This window comes from Rhodococcus sp. IEGM 1307 (assembly GCF_030056915.1).
Taxonomy (GTDB): Bacteria; Actinomycetota; Actinomycetes; order Mycobacteriales; family Mycobacteriaceae; genus Rhodococcus_F; species Rhodococcus_F opacus_D.
In genome coordinates this window covers 21126-45272 of the sequence record NZ_JASHKW010000035.1, presented here as the reverse complement: position 1 = coordinate 45272, position 24147 = coordinate 21126, and the positions used below count along the sequence as shown (strand labels likewise).

The 24147-nt window shown below is 61.3% G+C and carries 19 protein-coding genes and 3 pseudogenes; 12 read left to right on the top strand and 10 right to left on the bottom strand.

Features of this window, described 5'->3' with window-relative positions; translation table 11 throughout:
* Positions 1-389: 389 nt before the first annotated feature.
* From QM841_RS40540 to QM841_RS40495, 10 genes and pseudogenes are all read left to right on the top strand, one after another.
* Positions 390-1829: an APC family permease gene (locus QM841_RS40540; protein ID WP_164063837.1), complete on the top strand. Its 1440-nt coding sequence runs from the start codon at positions 390-392 to the stop codon at positions 1827-1829.
* A 47-nt stretch (positions 1830-1876) separates the two neighbouring features.
* Positions 1877-2682, top strand: a pseudogene (locus QM841_RS40535) (IS5 family transposase).
* A 720-nt stretch (positions 2683-3402) separates the two neighbouring features.
* A complete protein-coding gene (locus QM841_RS40530) occupies positions 3403-4209 on the top strand; it encodes an SDR family NAD(P)-dependent oxidoreductase (RefSeq protein WP_164063856.1) in 807 nt (268 codons plus the stop codon).
* Between the two features lie 115 nt (positions 4210-4324).
* On the top strand, positions 4325-5479 hold the full coding sequence (locus QM841_RS40525) for an ATP-NAD kinase family protein (RefSeq protein ID WP_283336427.1): 1155 nt from the start codon (positions 4325-4327) through the stop codon (positions 5477-5479).
* A gap of 35 nt (positions 5480-5514) precedes the next feature.
* The gene (gene gcvPA, locus QM841_RS40520) at positions 5515-6924 is read left to right on the top strand and encodes an aminomethyl-transferring glycine dehydrogenase subunit GcvPA (protein ID WP_283336426.1); all 1410 of its coding nucleotides are present in this window, start codon (positions 5515-5517) and stop codon (positions 6922-6924) included.
* Positions 6914-8470, top strand: coding sequence for an aminomethyl-transferring glycine dehydrogenase subunit GcvPB (gene gcvPB / locus QM841_RS40515; protein ID WP_283336425.1), 1557 nt, complete (start codon positions 6914-6916; stop codon positions 8468-8470). Before gcvPA ends, gcvPB begins: the two co-directional genes overlap by 11 nt.
* Positions 8471-8817: 347 nt before the next feature.
* Positions 8818-10437 (top strand): AMP-binding protein, encoded by a 1620-nt coding sequence (locus tag QM841_RS40510; RefSeq protein ID WP_283336424.1) that lies wholly within the window; start codon positions 8818-8820, stop codon positions 10435-10437.
* Positions 10438-10561: 124 nt separating this feature from the next.
* A complete protein-coding gene (locus QM841_RS40505; protein WP_164063845.1) occupies positions 10562-11869 on the top strand; it encodes an ArgE/DapE family deacylase in 1308 nt (435 codons plus the stop codon).
* Positions 11870-12195: 326 nt separating this feature from the next.
* Positions 12196-12752 (top strand): annotated as a pseudogene (locus tag QM841_RS40500) (malate synthase G); the annotation flags it as partial.
* 521 nt (positions 12753-13273) lie between these two features.
* Positions 13274-13402, top strand: a pseudogene (locus QM841_RS40495) (DUF4193 family protein); the annotation flags it as partial.
* 409 nt (positions 13403-13811) lie between these two features.
* Here QM841_RS40495 and QM841_RS40490 read toward each other — a convergent pair.
* The 8 genes from QM841_RS40490 to QM841_RS40455 all read right to left on the bottom strand — a co-directional run bounded on the left by QM841_RS40490 (position 13812) and on the right by QM841_RS40455 (position 19916).
* Positions 13812-14402 carry an ATPase gene (locus tag QM841_RS40490; RefSeq protein ID WP_283336422.1) on the bottom strand — a complete coding sequence of 197 codons (591 nt, stop codon included), beginning with the start codon at positions 14400-14402 and terminating at the stop codon, positions 13812-13814.
* On the bottom strand, positions 14399-14782 hold the full coding sequence (locus QM841_RS40485) for a TA system antitoxin ParD family protein (RefSeq protein ID WP_283336421.1): 384 nt from the start codon (positions 14780-14782) through the stop codon (positions 14399-14401). The genes QM841_RS40490 and QM841_RS40485 overlap by 4 nt, the downstream gene beginning before the upstream one ends.
* A 658-nt stretch (positions 14783-15440) precedes the next feature.
* Positions 15441-16445, bottom strand: a complete 1005-nt coding sequence (locus tag QM841_RS40480) for an acyl-CoA dehydrogenase family protein (RefSeq protein ID WP_283336420.1) — start codon at positions 16443-16445, stop codon at positions 15441-15443.
* Between the two features lie 257 nt (positions 16446-16702).
* Positions 16703-18013, bottom strand: a complete 1311-nt coding sequence (locus QM841_RS40475) for a Rep protein (RefSeq protein WP_283336419.1) — start codon at positions 18011-18013, stop codon at positions 16703-16705.
* A gap of 376 nt (positions 18014-18389) precedes the next feature.
* Complete coding sequence (locus tag QM841_RS40470; protein WP_283336418.1) at positions 18390-18707, bottom strand: hypothetical protein; 318 nt, start codon at positions 18705-18707, stop codon at positions 18390-18392.
* The gene (locus QM841_RS40465; RefSeq protein WP_061044042.1) at positions 18704-19198 is read right to left on the bottom strand and encodes a hypothetical protein; all 495 of its coding nucleotides are present in this window, start codon (positions 19196-19198) and stop codon (positions 18704-18706) included. Before QM841_RS40465 ends, QM841_RS40470 begins: the two co-directional genes overlap by 4 nt.
* The gene (locus QM841_RS40460; protein ID WP_283336417.1) at positions 19195-19509 is read right to left on the bottom strand and encodes a hypothetical protein; all 315 of its coding nucleotides are present in this window, start codon (positions 19507-19509) and stop codon (positions 19195-19197) included. Before QM841_RS40460 ends, QM841_RS40465 begins: the two co-directional genes overlap by 4 nt.
* Positions 19506-19916 carry a hypothetical protein gene (locus tag QM841_RS40455; protein ID WP_283336416.1) on the bottom strand — a complete coding sequence of 137 codons (411 nt, stop codon included), beginning with the start codon at positions 19914-19916 and terminating at the stop codon, positions 19506-19508. Before QM841_RS40455 ends, QM841_RS40460 begins: the two co-directional genes overlap by 4 nt.
* 329 nt (positions 19917-20245) lie before the next feature.
* Between QM841_RS40455 and QM841_RS40450 the strand changes: the two genes are divergently transcribed.
* A complete protein-coding gene (locus QM841_RS40450; protein ID WP_477922897.1) occupies positions 20246-20767 on the top strand; it encodes a helix-turn-helix domain-containing protein in 522 nt (173 codons plus the stop codon).
* A gap of 346 nt (positions 20768-21113) precedes the next feature.
* On the opposite strand, the gene QM841_RS40445 is transcribed toward QM841_RS40450, so the two are convergent.
* Both QM841_RS40445 and QM841_RS40440 read right to left on the bottom strand, forming a co-directional pair.
* On the bottom strand, positions 21114-22187 hold the full coding sequence (locus QM841_RS40445; RefSeq protein WP_283336414.1) for a GAF domain-containing protein: 1074 nt from the start codon (positions 22185-22187) through the stop codon (positions 21114-21116).
* Between the two features lie 103 nt (positions 22188-22290).
* Entirely contained in the window at positions 22291-23454 is a 1164-nt protein-coding gene (locus QM841_RS40440) for a cytochrome P450 family protein (protein WP_283336413.1), read from the bottom strand.
* Between the two features lie 17 nt (positions 23455-23471).
* On the opposite strand from QM841_RS40440, the gene QM841_RS40435 reads away from it, so the two are divergent.
* On the top strand, positions 23472-24104 hold the full coding sequence (locus tag QM841_RS40435; protein ID WP_283336412.1) for a GNAT family N-acetyltransferase: 633 nt from the start codon (positions 23472-23474) through the stop codon (positions 24102-24104).
* The last annotated feature ends 43 nt before the right edge of the window (positions 24105-24147 follow it).

Genomic DNA, 24147 nt, shown 5'->3' with positions numbered 1-24147 from the left:
CAGGGCTCCGATTCACAACAGATCTGCGTAAATAGAGTCAAAAATTTTGTTTCCCTCACCTCAGTTTCGTGCGGCACACTCGCAGTTGGATGTGATGCGCGTCTCTGAGATCCGCCGATTCGACCGAAAGGAGCGAGTATGCAGCGAACGCTTCTGACGCTGGGACGCTCCTTGGTGAACTCCGCTGCGGGGCGATCACGTCGACGGCCATAAGTCCAAAGCCGTGAGGTCACAATCACCAGCAGACTGCAAACGAGCGGTGCGTCGACAACCGAGTCAATCGATACCCTAATCGGTCGTATTTCCAGGTTGACAGCAAGAATCTCTACTTTCATCATCTCGCACTAGACCGATCGGCGAGATCGACAACCCACGTCAGGTAGGCAGGCATGTCTCAAAAATCGTCCTCGACATCCTCTGGTTCAGTCGTCAGTACTGAGACCGGCACCGCCACGGTCCCCATGGGTAAAGGCATCGGCGTCCGAGGCGTCGTATTTTTGGTAGCTGCCGGTGCTGCCCCGCTGGCGGCAGCAGTAGCGGTGTTTCCAGTTGTCGTCAGTGCCAGCGAAAGTCCCGTGTCACCCCTGTTCTTCGTTGTCGCAGCGCTGGCTTTGGCTGTATTCGCCGTCGGCTTCACTCGAATGGCCCATGAAGTCACAGACGCCGGCGCATTCTACGACTTCATTCGTGCTGGCCTGGGCCACGTCTGCGGACGTGGGGCAGCCACACTGGCGCTGGTGTCGTATGCGCTGCTGTTCGTCGCGCTCGTCGGATATTTGGGCGCTTCCACTGCAAGTGCCATTGAGTACTTCACCGGTGCCGTGATTCCGTGGTGGGCGTGGAGCACGGTGTCGCTCTTCATCACTGGGGTGTTGGCTTACCGCGACATCGCATTGAGCACCAAGGTTCTCGGCGTTTCGTTGGTCCTCGAACTTGCGATCATGCTGGTGCTCGATTTCGTCGTGGTGTTTCGTGGTGGGCCCGAGGGAACCACCGCATCGGCCCTGAACCCACTACACTTCACCGACGGCACGCCATCGCTCGGCCTGATGTTCGCCTTCTTCGGGTTCGTGGGCTTCGAGGCCACTGTTATTTTCCGAAGCGAGGCGCGTAATCCACGTCGAACGATTCCCCGAGCGACATACGTGTCCATCGTCGCCATCGGATTGTTCTATGCATTCAGTCTTTTTGCCGTTGCAGTAGGTACCGGCCCCAACAGTCTCGTCGCGAAAGCAATCGAGAACCCTCAGACCCTGGTCACCGAACTGGCATGGACGTTCCTAGGCGTCTTCGGACAGGACGCCGTTCAGATACTTGTTCTGGTAAGTCTCTTCGGTTGCTTTCTGACCTTCCACAACGTACTCGCCCGGTTCACCTTCAACTTCGGGGCGGCGGGTCTGCTTCCCTCGGCATTGGGTCGGGCCCATCCCCGTCATCACGCACCGTCGCGGGCATCGCTGGCAGTCACCGCTTACTGCCTCCTCGCCATCGCAGGATCCGTCATGCTGGGATTGGATCCAGTGCTCGATCTGTACACGTGGTTCTCCGGCGCAGCCACTCTGGGAATTATCGTGTTGATGGCTTTGACCTCGTTGGCGGTCATCGTGTTCTTCCGCGGACACGAACGAGGATCCTGGCTGACGACGTTCATTGCGCCGACTGTGTCGCTCGTGGCGTTCGGGGCACTGGTATTTTTGGTAGTGAAGAATTTTCCGTTGCTGGTCGGCGGTTACGGCGTAGCAGTGGCGCTGATCGCGGTGCTGGCAATCGCATTGGCGGGTGGAGCAGCAAGCAGCTTTGTCAGCAGGTCGTCGGCGAGAAATCTTTAGAGCGTGTCTCATGTGGATGAAGTGACTTGTGGTGCATTATGTGACGCGTGGTAGATGAGTTGTCTCTGCGGTTGGTGCCGGATGCGTTGTGGGAGATCGTCGAGCCGTTGATTCCGCGCTTCGCCGCCCGCCCGCAGGGAGGTGGGAGCGCGCCGGTCGACGATCGTGCGATCTTCACCGCGATCGTGTTCGTGCTGACAAGCGGGTGCGCGTGGCGGCACCTTCCGCCGTCGTTCGGGGTGACCGTCCCTACCGCGCACCGCCGGTTCACTACCTGGGCGGCGGCCGGGGTGTTCGAAAAACTGCATCGCGAGGTGCTTGACCGGCTCGGCGGCGCCGACGAACTCGACTGGTCGGCAGCGATCCTGGACGCGGCAAGCGTCCGGGCGAAAAAGGGGGCTCGCTGACCGGACCCAGTCCGGTCGATCAAGGCAAAAAGGGATCGAAGATCCACGTCCTATCCGATCCAAACGGAATCCCGCTGGTCGTCGACGTTTCCGGAGCGAATACCCACGACAGCACCCTGCTGCAACCGATGGTCGGCGCGATCCCTCCGGTGAAGTCCCGGCGTGGTCCGCGCCGCAGGCCCGGAAAACTCCGCGCCGACAAGGGCTACGACTACGACGTCCACCGTCGGTGGCTGCGCGCCCAAGGCATCGTCCCGCGCATCGCCTGACGCGGGATCGACAGGAACGATCGGCTCGGGCGATACAGGTGGAAGATCGAACGCACGATCGCCTGGCTCACCGGTTACCGTCGCCTGACCATCCGCTACAAACGCCACGGCGAACACTTCGCCGGATTCCTCCATCTCGCCGCCGCACTCACCTGCTTCAAGAAACTCTCCACATGAGACAAACTCTTAGTGCCCTGTCCTGGGACTCTCGACTTGCTAGAGCCCCAAACGGCGCGCAGAGATCCGGGCAGTCGACGTCAACCCCGTCCTTGCTCCGCAACTAATAGACAGTCTTGGTGTCCGAGTCGCAGACGGCTAATGCCCTCCGCCCACAAGATTGTCGCAAAACCACACAACCTCACCAGACCTCGACGATCCGCCGATGTTGCGGCAAGCAATCGGGTCGTAGCGTCTCACTTCCACGCCAACCGACGCGCCAAAGTGCGTATGAGACACAGATCGATCGTCTCGTTCCGTACCGTCCCAACTCGCGGTGCTAGGAGACGACTATTTCCGACGCGCTGTGCACCGTAGGGAAATCGGCCTCGTTACTTCGATATCGACTTGGCGACCGAGGCCACTCTCACTCAACGGTGGGGGTCATGACAGCTCCCGCACTGGACGTCCAGTTGAAATGTGCGAGACCTGCCCCACGGACATCCGATCAAACAATCCACAACAGAAGTGCGTAAATCTGAATGGACTCGTTGTTTCTCTCGTCGGTAAAACTTCGGCAGAATCAGAGGCGACAACAGATGTGATGTGGACCTCTCGAAGGGTCTCGCGGCCGGGGAACCACACAGCAACCTCTGAGACTCTCCTCGCACACTCGCGCTTGCATGCCGTCTTCAGCTCGCCGCTTGGTGAGTGGCGCCGTTCTACAGAAAGAGAAACACCATGGCCGGCCAGTTAGAGAACAGAAGTATCGTCATCACGGGGGTCGCCGATCCTCAGGGCATCGGCTTCGGGAGCGCCCGGGTGCTGGCGCAGAAAGGTGCATTGCTGACTCTGGTGGACATCTCCGAGCAGGTCCACGAGCGACGAGATGATCTAGAGCGGGAGGGGTTCGACGTCCGATCCCACACCGTGGATCTGACGAATCACTCGGATGTCGTCGACCTGATCGACCAGGTAGTGAAAGACGCCAGTGTCATCGACGGCCTGGTGAATCTCGCAGGAATCGCAGCGCGGGCAAAGAAGGGTGACGATGTCGATTTCGAGGTGCCGATACTTGCCACGACTTCGATCGAATCATGGGAGCGCACTCTCGCCATTAATCTCACCACTCAATTCAATTGTGTGCGGGCTGTTTTACCGCACATGATTGAAACGAGGTACGGCCGCATCGTCAACTTCTCCTCTGTGACCGGTCCTGTTGGCGCGATCGCTGGGTTGGGCGCCTACGCCGCAGCCAAAGCGGGTGTTGTCGGTCTCACCAAGTCCATCGCACTGGAGAACGGCCAGTTCGGAATCACTGCGAACGCGATCGCGCCCGGATACGTCAACACCGCAGCGTTGACGCCCGGAATGCATATCGGTGGCGAAAACACCCCACTCAGGCGAAGCGGTGAACCCCGTGAAATTGGTGCTCTCGTTGGCTTTCTCGCATCGGAAGAGTCTTCGTACGTGACGGGTCAACTCATCACCATCGATGGTGGAAACATGATTCAGGAATACAAGGGCCCGGGTGAACTGGTTCTCTAATTGGCCGACCGGCACCAACCCAATCCATGCAGTCGAGCAACTACCGTTCTCACCGCTCGCCGATTCGCACCGCAGCAGTCGATTGCGGCCTGCCCGCGCCGGATAGGAGATAGACGTGCACGAGACCTCCACACAGGATGACGACGCGACGCTGCCCACACTAGGACTGATCGTCAATCCCGTGGCAGGGATGGGCGGCGCCGTCGGTCTTAAAGGCACCGACGGAGCCGACATACTCCGCGAAGCGCAATCGCGTGGCGCCCGGCCCACCTCGCAGGCTCGAGCCAGCCTCGCGTTGACACAACTCGCTGCTACCACAGGTTCTTTCCGACTCCTCACCGGTCCTGCCGAGATGGGCGAATGTTCTGCGCGCGCAGCAGGTCTGACGCCGGAAGCGGTGTACGAATTGGCGGCTGGTTGCTCAACCGCTGCCGATACACGAGCGACCGCAGCCATCATGGCCGCTCGACCGGTTGACCTGATTCTGTTCGTCGGCGGCGATGGCACTGCGCGAGACATATTTTCGTCAGTAGGGGATCGTGTCCCCATGGTCGGAGTGCCCGCCGGTGTGAAGATGCACTCGGCACTGTTCGGCACGAACCCAGCGAACGCTGGCCGTCTAGCCGGTCTGTACTTGTCCCGAAATCCTGTGGCCAGGTTGCGCGAGGCAGAGATCATGGATCTCGACGAGGCAGCGATCCGCAACGACACGATGTCCGCGCGCCTCTACGGCTACGCGCGCAGCCCTTTCGAGCGTCATCTCGTCCAGAACGCAAAGTCCGGCTCGCGGCCGGGGAGTGAACAAGATCTGGAGGCCGCCGCTCACCAGTTGGCGCGAGGGATGCGGCCCGACTGCCTATATATCCTTGGCCCGGGAACGACTACACAACGCATAGCCAGTGCTTTGAATCTGCACTCGACCCTGTTGGGTGTCGATGCCGTTCTCGACGGCGAAATGGTCGGAACCGACGTCGATGAAAGTACTTTACTTCGACTGATGAGTGGTCGAGAGACTCGAATAGTCGTCGGCGTTCTCGGTGGCCAAGGCAGCCTCTTCGGGCGCGGAAATCAGCAAATCAGCCCAAGAGTAATTCGCGAAGCTGGGCTCGATCGCATTATGGTTTTCTCGTCTATCGAGAAGCTGATTGCGCTCGGCAATGCGCCGCTCCGTGTCGATACCGGCGATCTCGAATTGGACGAGAGGCTTACCGGTTATATCCATGTTCAAACTGGCAATGATCATAGTGTGATTCATAAAGTCGCCTCATGAAAAACGTCAACCATAAAAGGCATAAGGAGGCATCAATGAGTAACAGCACAGCGCATCCGTACATGGCAAATTCGGTGCCCGCGCTTCAGCAGGAGATGCTCGACGCAATAGGCGTCCCCACCATCGCCGAACTCTTCCAGCAAATTCCCACCGACCACCGCACTACTCGGAAACTCGATCTGCCGCCGACCCTCGGTGAAGCCGAACTCCGACGGCATCTCGTGAACACCCTCGCGAAGAACCGCACGTGCGAGCAGAACTTGAACTTCCTCGGAGCCGGCCTGTGGCAACACCATGTCCCCGCAGCGTGCGACGAGGTGGTTCGCCGAAACGAATGGCTTACCTCAGTCTTTGGTGAGCCCAGCTCGGATCACGGCCGTAATCAGGCATGGTTTGAGTTCTGCAGCCAGCTGGGCGAGCTGCTGAAACTCGACCTGGTGGGCCTACCCGTCCGAAGTTGGGGTTCCGCCGCGGGCCATGCCCTACGAATGGCTGCCCGCATTACACAACGCACGGAGGTCGCGGTTGTCCGCGCGATCGATCCCGAGCGGTTGTCCGTGATCCGCAACTATTGTGAGCCAACAGAGATGGAGAGCCACATCGCAGTCCGGCTGATCGATTATGATCCTGCCAGCGGGCTGATCGACCTGGACGATCTTCGGGCAGCGGTAGGTGAGCACACAGCGGCGGTGTACTTCGAAACGCCATCGTATCTTGGCGTAATAGAGCATCAAGGGGCCGAGATCGCGGCCATTGCGCGTGCTGTAGGTGCGGAAACCATCGTCGGTGTCGATCCCATTTCGCTCGGGATTCTCTCATCGCCAGTAGATTTCGGCGCGGACCTCGTTGTCGGAACGATCCAGCCGCTTGGCATCCATATGCACACCGGCGGGGGAGTCGGCGGTTTCATAGCCTCACGCGACGAGGATCGCTACGCTCATCAGTATCCCACCTTGTTCATCAGTATTGCCGAAACGACCAAGCCTGGGGAATACGGATTCGGTCTCAGTCTTTTCGAGCAATCGTCTTATGGTTTGCGAGACAAGGGAAATGACTGGACCGGCCATTCGGTGTACATGTGGGCCATCGCTGCAACCACATACATGGCGTTGATGGGGCCTCAAGGGTTCGAGGACGTCGGGGGGTTGATCCTGCAGCGCGCGCACTATGCGGCACAGTTGTTGTCGGAGATCGATGGGGTCCGAGTTGCCTTTCCGTCGGGTTTCTTCAAAGAGTTCGTCATCAACTTCGATAACACAGGTAAGACCGTTGAAGAGATCAACGATGCATTATTGAATATCGGGATCTTCGGTGGGAAAGACCTGACGAGGGATTTCCCTGAGTTAGGTGCCAGTGCACTCTATTGTGTCACCGAGATCCATACAAAAGCTGATATTGATCGCCTGGTGGGCGCTCTCAGAGAGGTGACTGCAAATGAGCACTAGGGTAAACGAAATCCAGGCCCCGGTTTGGAACGAACCGATCATCATGGAGATGGGCTACCCTGGCCGTCGAGGTGCAGTGTTCTCTCACGCCGAGGACGACATCGAAGCACGGGTTGGCGCAGCGGTCGACCTTATCCCCACCGCCGTGCGCCGATGCGACCGTCCCGGGTTGCCCGAGATGTCCGAGCCGGAGGTGCTGTACCACTACCTGCGATTGTCACAACAAACGCTGGGAATGATGGGTGTCAGTCTTTTCGGAACCTGCACGATGAAATACAATCCGCAGGTCAACGAAGCACTTGCGTGGCGGCCGGAAGTCACCGAAGTACATCCGCTGCAGCACGAGGACACGCTGCAGGGAACACTGGAGATTGTGCACGGGATGGATCTCATTCTGCGTGAGCTTTCCGGAATGGACCAGTTTGTGTTTCAAGCTGGTGGTGGGGCGGAAGCTGCTTTCGTCAACGCCTCGGTGACCCGCGCCTACCATGCCTCCCGGGGTGAGCTGGAACAACGAAACGAAGTCATCACGACTATTCAAACTCACCCTTGCAACGCCGCGACAGCTGCTGCCGCGGGGTTCAAGGTGATTACGTTGATGCTCGACGAGAAGGGCTACCCATCCCTCGACGCGCTCAAGGCTGCTGTGTCGAATCGGACCGCGGCCTTGATGGTCGGTAATCCCGATGACATGGGCGTCTACAACCCGGAGATGAAGGAGTGGGTGGAGATTGTCCACGAAGCGGGTGGCCTCTGTTTCTACGACAGCGCCAACTTCAATGGCACGATGTCGAAGATACGACCCCGTGAAATCGGCTTTGATGCATGTATGTTCATGCTTCACAAAACCTTCGGCGCACCTAAGAGCGGCGTCGGAGGACCCGCTACTGGCGCCTATGGGTGTTCGGCTGAGCTCGCCCCGTTCTTACCCGCTCCGCTTGTCACCTTCGACGGTGAGCGTTACCACCTCGATCACGACCGCCCCGACAGTGTCGGAAAAATACGCGAATTCTGGGGCAACGTGCCGGTCATCCTTAAAGCGTACGCATGGGTGCGAGCAATGGGCGCTGAGGGTATCGCCCAGGCGTCCGACATTTCTGTATTGGGAAACAATTACATGGAAAAAGGACTACTCGCAATCCGAGGCGTCACTCGGTCTTACCCTGAGAGTACGAGCCCCCGCCTCGAAATGACGCGATACAGCATGCAGACCCTCAAGGAAGACACCGGCGTCGACGTGCACGATGTGCAGAACCGTATGACTGACTTCGGGATCGACGCGATGTGGACGAGCCATGAACCGTGGCTAATTCCTGAGCCCTTCACACCAGAGGCCGGCGAGATGTACGGCAAAGAGTCCTTGGATCGATGGATCGCGGTACTCGCCCAGATTTCTGATGAGGCATATTCGAATCCCGATATTGTGAAATCAGCCCCACACAATCAGGCAATTCATCGATTGAAGCCCGGTGTTACCGATGACCCCAGTACTCGCGCTATGACCTGGCGCGCTTTCCAACGAACGCGCGCGCAGATCCGCTCGTAAGCACTCCCAGTCGGCGGCTGCTGGACATATTAAAGTAGCGAGTCTGCAGTAGCGCTGGATGACACATCGTGGATTGCGTTGGGTACCGCCATCGCAAGGTTGTCAGCATATTAGTTGGGGCAAGTCCAACATCTTCCTTCCCGAGGTGGATTCAAGAAATCGGTGCGCTTTGTCGATCAATGTTACGCGCGGACAGCCCCACGCGTCGGGCACGTGTGAGACGCCACGCATGGACATTCAGAAGCCTTGGGAGCGTGCACACGGGCGTTGACCAGCGAACGGCGATCGACTGCGCACGCTGAGTCGCAACGACAATGACCAAACCGTTTCAAATTGAAGGAGCTTTCGTGACAGGACTGGACACACCGATAACGCCTTTGAAATTCCTTGAGCGCTCGGCCCAGGTACATCCGAACAAGACCGCGGTCGTAGACGGGGAGCGGCGCATATCGTATTCTGACCTCGCATCCATTGTCACACGCCTTGCGCACGGTCTTCGCCAGTCAGGAGTCGGATCCGGTGACCGAGTTGCCTATCTGGCAACCAACTCGGCTGAGCTATTGGCGGCCCACTATGCAGTCCCTCTTATCGGCGCGGCACTGGTCGCAATTAACACGCGATTGTCGCCACCGGAGATCGAGTACATATGTAACCACTCTGAGGCTGTCCTTCTGCTCGGCGAACCCGTCTTGCTCGAACAGCTGCATGATGCGTCGCTACTGACAGTTCGGGAGACGGTACAACTACCGCAGCAGGACGGTAGCTACCTGGACACCGGGCAGTCACACCTCACCTATGACGCACTCATGGCACGCGGGTCGGAAGAGCCTTTGCCCTGGGAGGTCGACGACGAGACCCGAACCATCTCGATCAATTATACGTCGGGCACCACCGGTCGCCCGAAGGGGGTGATGTACACCCATCGCGGCGCGTACCTCAACTCTCTCAGTCAGATTCACCATCAGCACTTCGACATCGACACCAAATACCTGTGGACACTGCCGATGTTCCACTGCAACGGCTGGTGCGGCCCCTGGGCAGTCACTGCCGCATCTGGAACTCACGTATGCATCCGTGCGGTTCGCGGTGACGCGATGTGGTCACTCATCGACAGCGAAAAGATCGACCACATGAGTGGGGCACCGACGGTTCTCACGACGCTCGCCACTGCCGATGCAGCGCATCGGCTCGACCGGAGCATGACCATCACTACAGCAGGAGCTCCACCCAGCCCAACCACAATCCGGGCGGTCAGAGCACTCGGAGCCGAAATCGTGCATGTGTACGGCCTGACCGAGACGTACGGACCGTGTGCAGTCTGCGAACCTCAGGCGGACTGGGCCGCGCTCGATGAGGACACACTGGCGAGGCTGCTGGCGCGTCAGGGAGTGGGAATGCTCGCCTCCGGCCCAGTGCGGGTAGTCCGCACTCAACGCGGTCCGCATGGCGAACTCGTCGACGTCGCCAGCAACGGTACCGAGATGGGCGAGATCGTCATGCGCGGAAACATAGTCATGAAAGGGTACTTCGGCGACGATTCGGCCACCGCGGAGGCCTTCTCCGGGGGCTGGTTCCATTCCGGCGACCTGGGAGTCATGCACCCAGATGGCTACACACAGCTCATGGACCGCGCCAAAGACATCGTCATATCCGGCGGTGAGAACATCTCGACAATCGAGGTCGAGCAAGTTCTCATGTCCCACCCATCGGTGTTGGACGTCGCGGTGATCGGCGTTCCGGACACGAAATGGGGAGAACGACCCAAAGCGTTCGTGGTTCTGAAGACGGATTCCACCGTCTCCGACTCCGACCTGACGCAGTTCGTACGGGACCACATCGCGGCGTTCAAGGCGCCACGAGAAATCGTGTTCCTACCCGAGCTACCGAAGACCTCGACCGGAAAGATTCGCAAGAACGAGTTACGCGACCGCGAATGGCATGGAGAGCGCGAGCGGATCCGAGGCTGATCGCTTCTGGACAAGCGGCATGGCCACCCCGATGACTGCAGATCGATGGTTTCGTGGACCAACCGGGTCAGGCTCCACTCAGCCAATGGCTCTCATGATCACATCAATTCGAAAGGACGCGGGCATGACAGAACATGCAGTTCGGCGTGTACTCGCCGCGATCGAGGACTCGCGTCAACGAATAATCGACGACGTGAAACGTCTGGTCGAGGTGCCCAGTGTGAATCCGAACTATCCTGGCGTCAGGTCCGAAGACTATCTCGGTCAGGAATCCGAGGCGAACCTCTTACTCCGCGACAGATTCGGCTATCTCTTCGACAGCTCCCAACTCGTCAAGAGCCAAGAAAAACGCGAGAACCTCGCTGGTGTCGTGAAGGGCGGTGGCACAGGTCGGTCGCTGTTGCTCAACGGCCACATCGACGTCGTGCCGGCGGGGAATCTCGATACATGGACAGGTGACCCCTTCGTCGCGAGCGAAGTCTCCGGCCGAATACACGGCCGAGGGGCAAGCGACATGAAGAGCGGGATTGTCGCTGCCTTCAGTGCGATCGAAGCGATCCGAACGTCAGGTATCGAGCTTGCCGGCGACCTGGTCGTTCATTCCGTGGCAGGTGAAGAATTGGGCGAGCATGAAGTCGGGACAGGCTGCGTGCTGCAGAATGGATACATTGCGGACGCGGCGATAGTCGTCGAGCCATCCGCTAGTTTCGATTCCCCGCTGACGATCAATCCAACTGCTGCGAGCTTGTTGTGGGGTCGAGTTCGAGTCGAGGGACTCGCCGGGCATCCAGGGCTTCGCCGCGAGCTGGTACGGGCCGGCGGGGCCGGTGCGCAGGCGGGCGTGAACGCGATTGACAAAGGCTACTTGGTTCTGCAAGCGCTATACGGGATCGAAGAGCAATGGGGGCTGAGCAAGCAACGCCCACTGTTCAAGCCGGGACATTTCGTCGTCATGCCCGGAACGATTCACGGACGCGGGAAAGACATCGACATTCCATTTGTCTTTGCTGAGTACTGTGAGATCGATTTCATCGTGTGGTATCCACCGGAGGACGACTCCGACGCAGTGAAGCTCGAGATCGAGAGTTTCGTCAATCGGTCGGTCTCCTTGGACCCTTGGTTGGCGGAGCACCCACCCACCTACGAGTGGCTGGTCGAGTTTCCGGGCTTCAACACCCGAGATGATCACGAAATCGTCCGCACTCTCGGTAACGCTCACGAACAAGGGACCGGCAGCACAGCAATAGTCGAAGCTTTCCCCGCCGCCTGCGATGCGACATGGATTGCGCGAACAGACATCCCGGTTGTGAATTATGGGCCGGGCCATCTGGCAAACGCTCACAAGCCGAACGAATACTGTGACGTAGACGAAATCATCTCCGCAACCAAGAGTTTGGCGCTCACTGCACTCGATTGGTGCGATGTGAAGTAACCGTTGCAGGCATCCTCGTCGAGCTGAACAAGAACAGGGAGACCAAGTTCAACGGACTTCATCAAGTGGTCCTTGACGACAAGGGCTGCGGTCGCCACACCTAATTTAATTCATGCTCCTGTCGTCAATAATCCGACGGACGGGGTCGCCGGATGTGGTGGCGCTGGGAATCCCCTGAGTAGCAACCGACGAGCCCAGTCACGGCTCGTGTGGCGGCATCCACCTTCAACATCGACGGGCTTTTACTTTCGGGAAAGTTGCAGTCCGTTGACTGAGCAAGCACGCGCCTGTTCGAGCTGATGACAAAGTATGGGACCGAACAGACCATGACCGATCGCAAGAGTGTTGGTGGTCTTCAGGTTGCCAAGGTGCTGTACGACTTCGTGCAGAACGAGGCGCTCCCGGGTACCGGTGTCGATTCCCGATCAGTTCTGGGGTGGCGTCGAAACGGTGATGACCGATCTGGCACCGAAGAACAAGGCGCTCCCGGCGGTGCGTGACGAGATCGCAGGGCAAGGCCGACGCCTGGCACGGCGAGCATGCCGTTCCCGACTACGACCGCGCCACCTACAAGGCGTTCTTGAAGGAGATCGGTTACATGCGACGAGCCTGCCGACTTCCCTCACGACCTCGGGCGTCGACACCGAGGTCATCATGACGGCGGGCCCAGTTGGTGGTTCCCGTGCTCAATGCACGCTTCGCGATCAATGCCTCCAACGCTCGATGGGTTTCGCTGTACGACGCGTTGTACAGCACCGACGCCATCTCCGACGAGGGCGGCGCCGAGAAGGGCACCTTGTACAACAAGGTGCTCGGATACAAGGTCATCGCGTTCGCTCGCGGGTTCCTCGACGAGGCCGCCCCGCTGTCCTCCGGTAGCCACGAATGGGATGGGGCACAAGGTGGAGAACGTGCGTGATCCCATTCCGCGCATGAACCTCCGCAGCCAGCCCACGGCCACAGGGCGTGCCCGGTGGCAGGAACCGAGCCAGTGCCAGCGCGATCATCGCGCTACCCGGCGAACGCCGCTGCCCGCACGCGCAGGGTCTCCGGGTCGGTATCGATCAGGCAGGCCGGGTGTGCCCGTCCACGACGGCGCTGCCCCTGAGTGGTTGTGTCGTCGGAGGAACTTGCCCCGGGCACGCGCGCCCGGTAGCGGCGCCGTGAGGTGATGGGTCGGTGGGATTTCGATGCGAGTTCAGCCCGCGGGCGGCGAACCAGACGTTGTCGGATTCCGGGTTGGCGTTGGTGTGTGTACGTGGGCCGCAGTGCCGGTGGGCGGATCTGATCTTGCTCGGGGATGAGGTGGTGGGGGAGTGGATCTGGCTGGCGCGGCATGCTAACGAGATCGCCGAACAGTACTGCCGCGACCACCCCGGGAGCGGCACGCCGGTGTCGTGACGTGGTTCAGACCTGTCCGGCGAAGAACTCACCGCCCGGGTCATCCCGAAGCAGGCGGGCGAATTCACGTGCACCAGTTACTTCCTCGTCCACCACCGCATCTGCCTCGCCAGCGGTGCCCAGCTGATCTGCGGGACTGCGGGACTGCGCCTGAGAACACCGAACATCCGAGGGCCGCATCTTCGAGCCCTCGAAACATATCGCGCCCCTCCTGAGGTCACCTACTGACCGGAGTCATCACCACCGTAGTGGCACCGCACACACCCCAAGCACCCGAACACTTTCCGAGGGCACGGGACCTGAGCACGTTCTTCGACGGGCCGTAGACAGTCAGCTCCAGGGCCGGCAGTTCGAAGGATTCGGCGGTGTCGTGTCCTCGACGTCCACGATGGGGGACTGGGTGTCTTTCGGCTGGCGGTGAGCTGTTCGAGGGCGTGTCGGGCTCGTCGGAGTCGGTGACTTTCGGTGCGCCGTGGTCGGTGGCCGTGCCTGTTGGGTTCTCGTGTTCTGGGTGTTCGGATCCGCCGGGCTGTTACCGCACCTATGGGTGCTCGCCCCGGCTGGTGTGCGAGGTCAGTTCTGCGGGTGTCCAGGCGGGCCAGGTGGCTTCGCCGACGAGGTGTCCGTCGGTGAACTGGGCGACGATGCGCGGGCCGGTGCTCGAGCTGTTGTCGTACACGGATACGTGATCAGACCGTGGGAACGCCTGAGCGAGCAGACCCCATATTCTTTGGTATCGCTGGCGGATCTTGTCTTCGGGCACTTCGTGTCCACCGGCTCGGACCCGGTAGCGCACACGCTGGACCGCTAGTTCCTCGGGAATCATCACCACATGTAAGACGACGGTGTAGTCGTGTGTGCGTGCTTCGTCGATCAGCTCCAGCTTCGACGGATGGGAGAACACCGTCTCGGCGATGAACGATTTCCCTAGGGTGAGCAGGTGTGCTCGGGTCTTCGCGGCGATCTCTGCCGCCTCATAGGAGTGGGCAGCCGGATCTGCCGGCCATCGTTGTTTGGCGATCTCGTCGGCATTGACGAACGGGCTGGCTGGAAGCAGTGGAGCGAGGGTGAAGGCCACGAAGGTGGACTTGCCGGCGCCGTTGCAGCCGGCCACCAGGTCGAGTCGTTTCACTCGGGCAGGACTGTGCGCGTGCCGTCGGGACGGTACTCGATGATCTGACCGTCCTCGGACAGCGCGACCGTGGTGATGCCCTGGGCCGCGAGCGCGGCACTGTAGTCGGTGGTGGCCAGTTGTTCCTCGATCGCCGCGTTGATCTCGGCGTTGAACACTGTGCCTTCTTCGGGTCCGAGTTCACCGATCGGCAACCGGCCGGCTAGAGCGTCTTCTACTCGGCGCCGGGCCGCGGTCTGCCGGCTCGAGACCGCACGTCCCACCCGGGCCCAGTGTTCGAGTTGTTGGCGTCCGGTGCGGTGTTGCCGTTCTCCCTCGGCCATGGCGCTGGCCACCAGGTCCGCTGCCAGGCGGGTGACCTTGTCCGCAGTACTTTGCATCACTTCACTCCCGGGTGGTGTAGCTAGTTGCTACAAGTGTAGCTGATAGCTACAGGCGCTGTTGGGTTCCTGTTGTCGGAAGGCCTGCCCGAATCCCGCCGACGATCGTCGGTCCTTCCTTCGAGACCACGCCGCCGGGTGCGGTGAAGGTCCCCTAAACGACAAAAAGCCGCCCCCAACTGGCCATTGAGGTCACTCCGGAGGCGGTTTAACGTGAAGGGTGCGGGCCGTATTCCGTCGGGTCGAGACTTGGCATTCCGGGATGCGACCCGCCGGTTTTGCTGACTCCTGCCTCCGCTGCGAGCCGCCTAGCTGAGCCGCCAGCGAGCACCGCATTCCTGAGCGCGGTGCTCCACGCATGGTTTGAGGGCGCAAGGGTAACTGGCCGAGACTCGCCGAGTCGCCTTACCGCGAAGTGGTAGGCCCGGGGTAGATGGGACTCGCGGCGGGGTTGGGTGATGCACCGTGCATCACGGTGGGCGGCGACCTGGCCGACGATTCTTCTGTTGGGCGCTGTTCTGCTTACTGATCAGACGGGTGGGTCGGTCCGCCTGATCGCCGGTTCCGGTGGAGTGAGACGGGGAGGCTTGCGATGGGACTGAGGGTGCGAAAACGGGGTCTGGGATCGCCGTCATGCGTCTCGGTCCGGCGGTTCCCTCTAAGGAGTTCCTGCGGTCAGGATGCGTGACTTGATTTCCGGGGTGGTGGTGCAGACGGCACTGAAGGCGGCTTCCCGGGCCAACCGCTCGGTGGGCTCACCGCGTTGGACGGATCGGCTCCCCGCGGCGGTGGCGACGTAGGTGGCGGCGGTGACGGCGAATTGGCTGGCCTGGGCGCGGGCGTTGTAGATGTCTCCGTCGCCTGTGGCCGCGTTGTTGAGTGCTGTGCGGATCGTGGTGTGTGTTTCCCGCAGTTGCGGGCAGGGGTGTCCGATGCGGTCGGCTTCGGTCAGGCACGCTCGTGTCACGCCGAGGGCGAGGGAGCCGTTGATCCGGAGAATGGCGCGGTCCGCGATGCTGAGTCCGCCGCGACGAGCCTTTCGGACGTGGATGACCGAGGCGTGGGGGACTTCGTATCCGTTGAAGGTCAGTTCGACGGTGTTGGATGCGTCGGCCGCGGACAGGCAGATTCGGTTCGCGTGGACACCTCGACCGTCGGTTGCGTCCATGAGGAAGGTGACGGTTTTCTGGGCTCGGGTGTCGAATGCGGTGACGCCAATAGTGTCGACGAGGCCCCATCCGGTCACGAACGGTGCCTGCCCGGTAATGGTGTATCCATCGTCTGTTTCGGTCGCGACGATGACGGGGTTGTCCGGGTTCGCGTAGCCGCTGCCGGAGACCCCGGCGGTGATGGCGCCGCTGCGCAGGTCGGCGAGATAGCGGGCTTTGAGGGTGTTGTTCCTCGACATCATAATTCGGAGGAGGGTGCCGTGGTGTTGTGCCCAGACGAATGCGGTCGCCAGGCAGCCGCTGATGAGGATTTCGCCGACGTCGGCGAGGGTGTTGACGGGATCTTTGGTGGCGAAGGCGAGGCCGTAGAAGCCCCGGTCGCGTAGTGCGGAAAAGTGCGAGGGCGGGATCTTCCCCGACGTGTCGACCTCCGCCGCGGCGGGTCGCAGCACCTGGTCGGTGAGGGTTTGCGCTTGCTGTACCCAGTCGGTCATGGCTGACACCGTATCCACACTGCGCCGCACCCAGCCGACGTAATCCAATGGTGGGCGGACGCCGTGAGACTCGTCCAGCTTCTGAGAACTCGCACCACTGCGGCAGCGGTCCACTGCCGCAACTGCGATCGAGATGTTCCCCGGATCGCCTCCGGTGTAGTCCCACGGCAGTAGCAGTCGGTTCGTGACCCGAGGTGCGGCGGCTCGATGATGGTGGAGGACTACCCGCGAGACTGGTGAACGTCCCGCTGGACGGCTCATCGGACATCAACTCGGCGATGTGCGTTGTGACGCAGGGTCCGGCGGATCTGTGCGAGGACGGCTTCCCGCTGCTCCGGGGTTGCTCGCATGGCGTTGCGACGGTGGATTGCGGTGCGGAGGGCTTGTTGTTCGCGGCGGCGCCGGGCGTCGGCCGCGGCGCGGTGCTGGCTGGGTGAGGGGCCGGTCCAGTCGATGTGGGTCAGTCGCCAGCGAAGGAGGGCGACCGGTGAGCTGATCCGGTCTGCTGTGGGCCAGGTCCAGCCACGTTCTCGGGTGTCGCGCTCGAGGGTCTGTGCGATGTCGTGGCCGGTCCAGCGGGTGGTGTCGATGCCGGCGGCCTGGATGGTGTCGCAGATGTTGCCGATATGGCCGCGGGTGAGAACGGGGGAGCGGGCGATGAGGGTGGCGGCGGCTCGTTGGAGGTGTAAGGGTCGGGGTTGTGGGGTGGGTGTGGTGGGCCGCGCGTGTGCGCGTTGGTGAGTACTTCGTAACGAAAGAGTATGTGAAGGAACGTAAGTACCGGGGGATAGGGTGTCAGCACCGGTCGCCTGGGGATGAGTTGTGCTGGCCGCGGTGGTGGGCTGTTGGGGCCGGGTGCGGTGGCGTGCGAGACGTCGGGCGGCGCGGGTGCGGCACGGACGCGGTGGGCGTTGTGGGGGTGGGGGAGTGGCGTCGACGATGTGTTTCGGGGAGCTGAGTGCCCAGACGGATGCGGCTTGGTGTTGTTGGCCGCCGTGGTGGAGTTCGGCTGCCAGGTATTCGTGGGTGCGGAGGGTTCGGCCACGTTCGAGTTCGACGCCCATGCTCAGGGTTTTGAGAACGCGGCGGGCGCGGTTGACGACGGAGAGTGAGACTCCGGCGTGGTGTGCGATGAGTTGCCGGGATGCGGTGACACCGCGGCCGGTGGTGGAATCCGCGAATCGGGCGTGGGCTGTGGCGACGGCCATCAGGCGTTCGATGCCGATGCTGTGGGCGGTGAGTGCGGCTTGGCCGGTGGTGGTGTGGGTGATGTGGTGGCGGAGTTGGCGTAGCCATTCGGTGCGGCCGGACCATACGGGGATGGTGGCTTCGCGTCCGGGTGTGGTGGGGAGGGTGAAGGATCGGCCGCGTTGCCCGGTGTCGCGGTTGTATTCGTGCAGTTTGTTGATGGCGTGGGTGGCGGCGTGGACGGAGGCTTCCCAGGTGTCGACTTCTGCCGACTGCGGAATGTGCGTACCGCCGTGGACGGATGACCGGATGTTGGTGGGCGAAACAGGTTGTGTAGGTGCTGATTCAGCGCATGCGTTAGTATCAGACGTACCTGTCACAGGTAAGTCCCTTCGGGGAATGCAGTACGAGCGTCGGAAGCGGGTAACTTCCGACACTCACCCTCAGAGAATGTGACGGCTCGGCAAGGCCTTCACCCCCTTGGTTGAGGAGGACCGGCAAGTCCTCCTCAACAGAATGCCGCGGAGCGGTTCGTGAATCTGAAACCACCCCCACCAAGGGGGTTTTCGTGTTTCTGAGGGTCTGCTATGGAATTTGGGTTATCGGGTAGCGCGAGGGTTACGCGGTCAGGGGCATCGCCTCGCTATGGGCGTGGGTGGGTGCCGATCCACTAGCGCGGTCACCGCGAACTGTGGAGGTTCGCGCGTGTCCGCTGAAGGGGACCGGGAAGGGTGGTTGTGGCCGCAGCCGCCTCGGTTACGCCGACCGCGGTGCCGGCTGCACACCGAGCAACAGGTGCGCCGCGGCGGCGACCTCACGGATCTGCTCAATCGTGGCTGTTTCGGGCTCCGATGCGACGAGGTCGACGACATCTACGAGCGCGTCGCGTGCTCCCGGGCTGAGACGACACCTGTCCGGTGCGAGGCGGATTGGGCCGTGCGTGTCGATGAGATCCGGAGCGGACATCACGGTCGGCGTCCTGGTGTCGGTGACGAGGAGTGCGCAGATGACGCTCTCTATCGCGATGATGTCCCACGTTCGCCCGTGACGGTCGGTGGCGGTAAGACCCCTCATGCGACTGCCCCTCTCGTCGAGGGACGGTGCAGTCGTAAATCCCATGCCTCGATGGCCGCGGCGACGCACGCCTCGGCAACAGAGCCCGGTTTGGCGGCGAGGTGCGCCCAGAACGCGGCAGCGACAGCTTCCGCACCACTGAACTGATGGCCACTCAGGTAGTCATGAGCATCGACGGTGGTATCGGCGACCGCGGACCAGGCGTAGAGCGCCGCCGACTGAGCGCGGCTGGCGCCGATCGCCCCGAGCCGGTGCACCGCATCCCAACGGGTAGCAAGGGAGTTGACCGTGCCGGTCGGCATATCGCGGCACAACATAGCGATCTCGCATCCCACGGATACGGAGAAGCCGGGAATGGTGACCAGACCCCACACCGGGTGGGAGTACATGTCAGCGAGCCAGTTCCACCGCAGGGAAGCGGGCCCCTCGGTGCCGGGGCACTCGATCTCGCCGGTCGCCATGAGCAGGACGCGGTCGGAAAGACTGATCATGCCGCCGACCCCCGCTCGACTGCTCGTTGGCCTTCGACCTGGTTGCAGTACACCCGGATCTCACGATCGGTCGCGATCACCGTTCCGTCGTGCCGGCACACGACACCCGTCCAGATCATGGAACGCGGCGTGTCCCCCGCGGACTCCACCGTCGCGACATCCGCGCGACAGGCCTCCAACCGCGGGCAGTGCGAGCAGTCACGCTTCACATCGAAGGTGACCCGATTGGGACCCCCAACCACATTCGACGCCGAGAGTTCGACATTAGTGGCCTCGTGGAGGCGGACGGGGTAGATCTGCGGCGCCGTCAAGATGCCCGCCCCGCTGGCGCCGACATCGTGTGCGGTACACGTAGTGCGGTGACCTGCGACGTCTGCTTCTGGTCGCGCAGCCGGATGCCGTCCCGCGTTCGCACCCACGCGGACAGCCCCGAGATTCCGATCGGCTCGCCGTCGCGGTCGTAAGCCACCGCGGCCCACACCATCGATCGTGCGGGGCCTTCCTGCGCCTGTTCCTCGCAGGTCGCTAAGAACGGGCAACTCTTGCACGCGTCGATGGCGGCGAGGAGTTGACCTGTGCTGGCGACGTCGGTGTCCCATCCGCGGGGATTGCGCGTGCACGGGAGTCGCTCATCGGTGGCCTGCGGTCCGTCGACGCGATCGGGGAGGTTTGTGCTGACCCGGCGGAAGAAGGCTTCTTCATGCGCTGCTCGGTACACCGCGCACCGCTCTGTACCTGTAGAGCATCCGCACATCGAGTCGTGGGCTTGGATGAACCTTCGGATTTGATGGTTCGACCAATCCAACACATCTGTTTCGTCGACACCCCCGTCGACGACGCCTATCGTTTCCATTGGCAGACCTCCAGTTCTGCTAGCTGAAGAAGCACGCTGATCAGGGCTGCAACCCTGTTCGGTACGGCCCCCGTCCGGCTGCAACCGGGCGGGGGTTTCCCTCTGTTAGGTCATGGCGTCCGTTCTGAGTAGGTGCTGGATCGTGGAAGGATGCATGTACACCATAATCTATATCCGCCATTTAAATCCGCCGTATGTGCGGATGTCAACAGAAGCGAGGCATCGTGACCGCTTATGAGAGGGAAGAACGTCGGCGGTCGAAGTTGACTCGGCGTGTGACGCGCGGCTTTGTGCCATCTGCGTTGACTGCTGCGCGTGAGACTGCTGGCATGTCCATATCCGACCTCGCCCGCAAGTCGGACGTGGGAGAGACGACGCTCCGGCGATGGGAAAACGGCGGTGGCACCCCCCAAATCGATTCGCTGCGCACAGTGCTCCGAGTGCTCGAGGTCGAAGATTTGGGGACCGTGGTCTCGGTGCCACATGACGAACGATTTCCAGGTGACTGGCGGACGTTGGCCAAGTTGACTCAATTCGAGCTTGCCAATGCCGCGGGAATCAACGTCGCGAAGCTCGGACGACTTGAACGTGGTGAGACCTGGCCGGAGGACCCCGGTGTGACAGCACGAATCGCTGCCGCGCTGAACATTACGGTCGATGACCTGCGAGCAGCCTACGCTCGTGCTCGAAACCGGCCCCCGCAGACCCCTGCGTAGACCGGCGTAGGTCAGTTCAGGTGCGAACTCGTGGGCGCTTGCGTTGGAAGAGATTCGCCGCGAGGTGACTTGGGACGACCAGCCATCTCTCGGCGAGGTCGAGGGCAACATCAAGAATGAAGTCGCGCGACCAACCGCGGCATCTCGCAGCGTGATTAGTGGGTAGGTCGGCGAATTCATCGGCACCTCGCTTTTTCAAAACGGCATGGACAAGGGAGCGTCACGAATGACGCTCAACTCTCGTCCGGTACCGTCAGCGACCTGTGCCGGGAAAACGCATCGAGGATGCGTGAGTTACACGGATGCTATAAGGCTCATGTGGTGGCTCGCAACACGAACGATCCTCTCATTCGAGGCCTGGGTGGCCGTTATCGGTCGGGGGTACCGGGTCAGGTTCATTGGACATGCCGGTGACGTCGAACTGAACCAATGCCAGCAAAGGACCCTCTCCTGCCGTGGGCAACACTCCTCCGGAAGCGTCGACAACGGTCCAGCCGCCACCGTACCGGCGTAATCGAATCCCTTTCACCTCACCGCGCGGGGTGTGGCCGCCGAAGACTTGCCCTGCGGTGTCGAAGATGCGTTGGACGTCGTCTGGATGGGGTGTGTCCCTGTTGTCGACCATGCCCTTCCACTGGATCTGTGGGATCGGATCGGTGATCCAGTCGATCAGTCGCATCTTGCCAATGTCCAGGAGAACGATGTGACTCTGCGATACGTGCCGCAGGGCGGCCAACGCACTTGACTCGAGACTCTGGGCCGGAGGGGTGGTGGTCGCGGAGACATCGTGTAGGACACCGCGCCACACTGCGCGGCCATCGGGGGATTCGTCCGATCCCACAACCAGTTGGGCGGCACTCTGGCCCAATGGCGTGAATACAGTCGCCAGCCCCACCCACGATTTGCCTGGCTCACGAGTGAGGATCGTGCGTATGAGAGAAAGGCCGTCCGAAACCCTGACGAATCTGAGGGCTTCCGGGGCGGTGAGGCCGCGGCCGGCAGTGGCCCATTCGGGTCGTCCAAACGCGCCAGCGGCTGTCTCCGTCAGATCGACTAGCCGTCGGTCGGAATTCCAAGTGAATCCGATGGCGGCCGACGGTTTGTCCGTCGGTGCTGTATCCGCTCCGACCCCCACCCACAGGTGGACAGCGTGAAGTGCATCGCCGGGACCGACAACTGGCCTTCCAATCACGCGCACAACACGGCCGTTGTCCAGCGTGACGGGCTTATCGAGGGGAACTAAATCTTGCCGCATCTCCGTGATGCGATCGTCGATCCACGCTGCAGCTTGCTTAGAAGGCCGGTTCCCTCCGATGTCCTTGACCTCTCGGAGGATTCCAGCGAATGAGGTTCGACTGCTGGGCTTTCGATCCTTTTCGATGACAGTCAAACGGTTCGTCTGCAGGGTCTCGACAAGCACCCATCCCGACGTAGACAACAGGTGGCCCCCTGAATGCGATCGAATCCAATGTCATTCGAGGAGACTACACAGGCCTATTGTTCTAGCGTGCAATGGCAAGTGGTCAATCGGCGTATACGCTGAGTTCAGCAAGCGAATAAGCGAGCCACGAGTGTCGCAGGACGAGGTCCGATCGCTCCTTCGTCGGACGCAGTCGTGGCCAACGACGAAAGACGTGGCGCAACGCTTCAATGGCCTCCGTCTCAGCGAGCGAGGCGCCGATGCAAAAATGTCGGCCACGACCGAAGGCCAGATCGGGCCGTGCACCTCGCGCTGGGTCGGTATTCGCCGAACGCAGCGATAGAATTACTGTCTCACCTCGGGGGATGGTGATTCCATTGACCGCGATGTCTTCAAGAGGAAATCGGCGCAGAGCATAGTTCACTGGGGCGACGTCACTGATGATCTCGCGCACGAGCTTTGGTAGAGATCCGGAGTCGGCGGAATCTACCGCCAAACGCGTTTCCGTGCTGCGAAATCGTACGGCTTCGTCAATGACGAGCGCGGTCAAAGCGGTGACATTCTCGAATCCCCCTATGATCGTCGCAAAGGCGAGGGAGATCAGTTCCTCCTCACTCAAGCAGTCCTCACCGTCCCGGGCAGCGATCCATCCCGAGAGCATGTCATCTCCCGGATGCTGTCGCTTGTCGTTGATGGCACCGGCGACCAGCATCAGCATGGCCCCGAGCGCCCCCTGAATCGCGTAGCCCTCCTCGGATGTGTCGATCGCAAACATGGGGCGGGCCGCGGTTTGGAACCGGTCCAGCTTGTCCTGAGGAAGCCCGAGCAGAGTGCCGATCACACGCGGCGGCAAGGGCTCGCACAACCCGCTCATCAAATCCAGCTCACCGGAAGCCGGCAGATCGCCAATGAGCCTCTTCGCTGCATCGCCTACGACGCGCTTGTGCGCAGCGTGATGTTCGGGAGCGAAGGCCGTAGTCGCGAGTCGCCGCACTCGCCGGTGCTGTTCACCGTCGATGTTCAGCAGGTTCATATCCAATGCTCTGGGTAGGTTCTGGCCGCGAAAATTGGTAGTAGAGTCTGATTTGGCGGCCGACATGCGATGATCAGCAAGGAGATTCGTTACAGCCTCATAGCCACCGATAATCCAGACTGGGGAGCCGTCGGGAAGCTTATCGCGGTGGACACCAGTATCTTGACGAAGACGGTCATGAATGCGGCCAACGGCATGGGTGCCAGCGGCAAACGGGCACAGGCTCGAAGTCATACCGACAGTGTGCCCACTTGAGTGAGGAATTGATGGAGCCAAGGATCCTAAGTGCGGAAACGAACGATGAAGACCGGTGCGCTGAACTCCTTGCAGCCGCCTTTGCAAACGATCCGCTGATGGCCCAGATCTGGCCCGAGTCGGGGAAGCGGAAACGCTCGCTACCGCTCTACTTCCGTACATCTCTGCGTTCCCATCACCTGGCAGGTGGGGGAGTCGAAATCGCTGTGGGTCAAGACGGCGAGGCAACCTCTGTTGCGGTGTGGGATCCACCGGACCACTGGCAGCAGCCCATCACCAGCACACTCCGGGCCGCTCCCCATCTCCTACAGGCGCTCGGAACGCGAACACTCGCCGCGCTGCGAATCCGCCGCACACTCGACCATCACCACCCCAGAGCGCCGCACTGGTATCTCGTGAACATCGGGACACGACCAGCGCTCAGCGGACAAGGATTCGCAGGCGCTTTGCTGGACAACCGCCTCGCGGTGTGTGACGAGACGCAAATGCCTGCCTACCTGGTCTGCACCCGGGAAGAAAACCTCTCGCTATATGAGAAGTACGGATTTCGAGTGACAGAGGTGTTCACTCTGCCCGCGTCCGGCCCCACGATGTGGTCGATGTGGCGGGATCCGGCAACGCCCTCCTGACAGTGTGAGCGGGACCAGGCCGGGCAAATCGAGCCAGCTGCCC

Coding starts and splice junctions, on each gene's coding strand:
- QM841_RS40485 (WP_283336421.1), bottom strand. CDS start 14,782: ATGCAAAGTACTGCGGACAAGGTCACCCGCCTGGCAGCGGACCTGGTG.
- QM841_RS40530 (WP_164063856.1), top strand. CDS start 3,403: ATGGCCGGCCAGTTAGAGAACAGAAGTATCGTCATCACGGGGGTCGCC.
- QM841_RS40480 (WP_283336420.1), bottom strand. CDS start 16,445: ATGACCGACTGGGTACAGCAAGCGCAAACCCTCACCGACCAGGTGCTG.
- gcvPB (WP_283336425.1), top strand. CDS start 6,914: ATGAGCACTAGGGTAAACGAAATCCAGGCCCCGGTTTGGAACGAACCG.
- QM841_RS40505 (WP_164063845.1), top strand. CDS start 10,562: ATGACAGAACATGCAGTTCGGCGTGTACTCGCCGCGATCGAGGACTCG.
- QM841_RS40450 (WP_477922897.1), top strand. CDS start 20,246: ATGTGCGGATGTCAACAGAAGCGAGGCATCGTGACCGCTTATGAGAGG.
- QM841_RS40465 (WP_061044042.1), bottom strand. CDS start 19,198: ATGATCAGTCTTTCCGACCGCGTCCTGCTCATGGCGACCGGCGAGATC.
- QM841_RS40470 (WP_283336418.1), bottom strand. CDS start 18,707: ATGAGGGGTCTTACCGCCACCGACCGTCACGGGCGAACGTGGGACATC.
- QM841_RS40440 (WP_283336413.1), bottom strand. CDS start 23,454: ATGACTTCGAGCCTGTGCCCGTTTGCCGCTGGCACCCATGCCGTTGGC.
- gcvPA (WP_283336426.1), top strand. CDS start 5,515: ATGAGTAACAGCACAGCGCATCCGTACATGGCAAATTCGGTGCCCGCG.
- QM841_RS40540 (WP_164063837.1), top strand. CDS start 390: ATGTCTCAAAAATCGTCCTCGACATCCTCTGGTTCAGTCGTCAGTACT.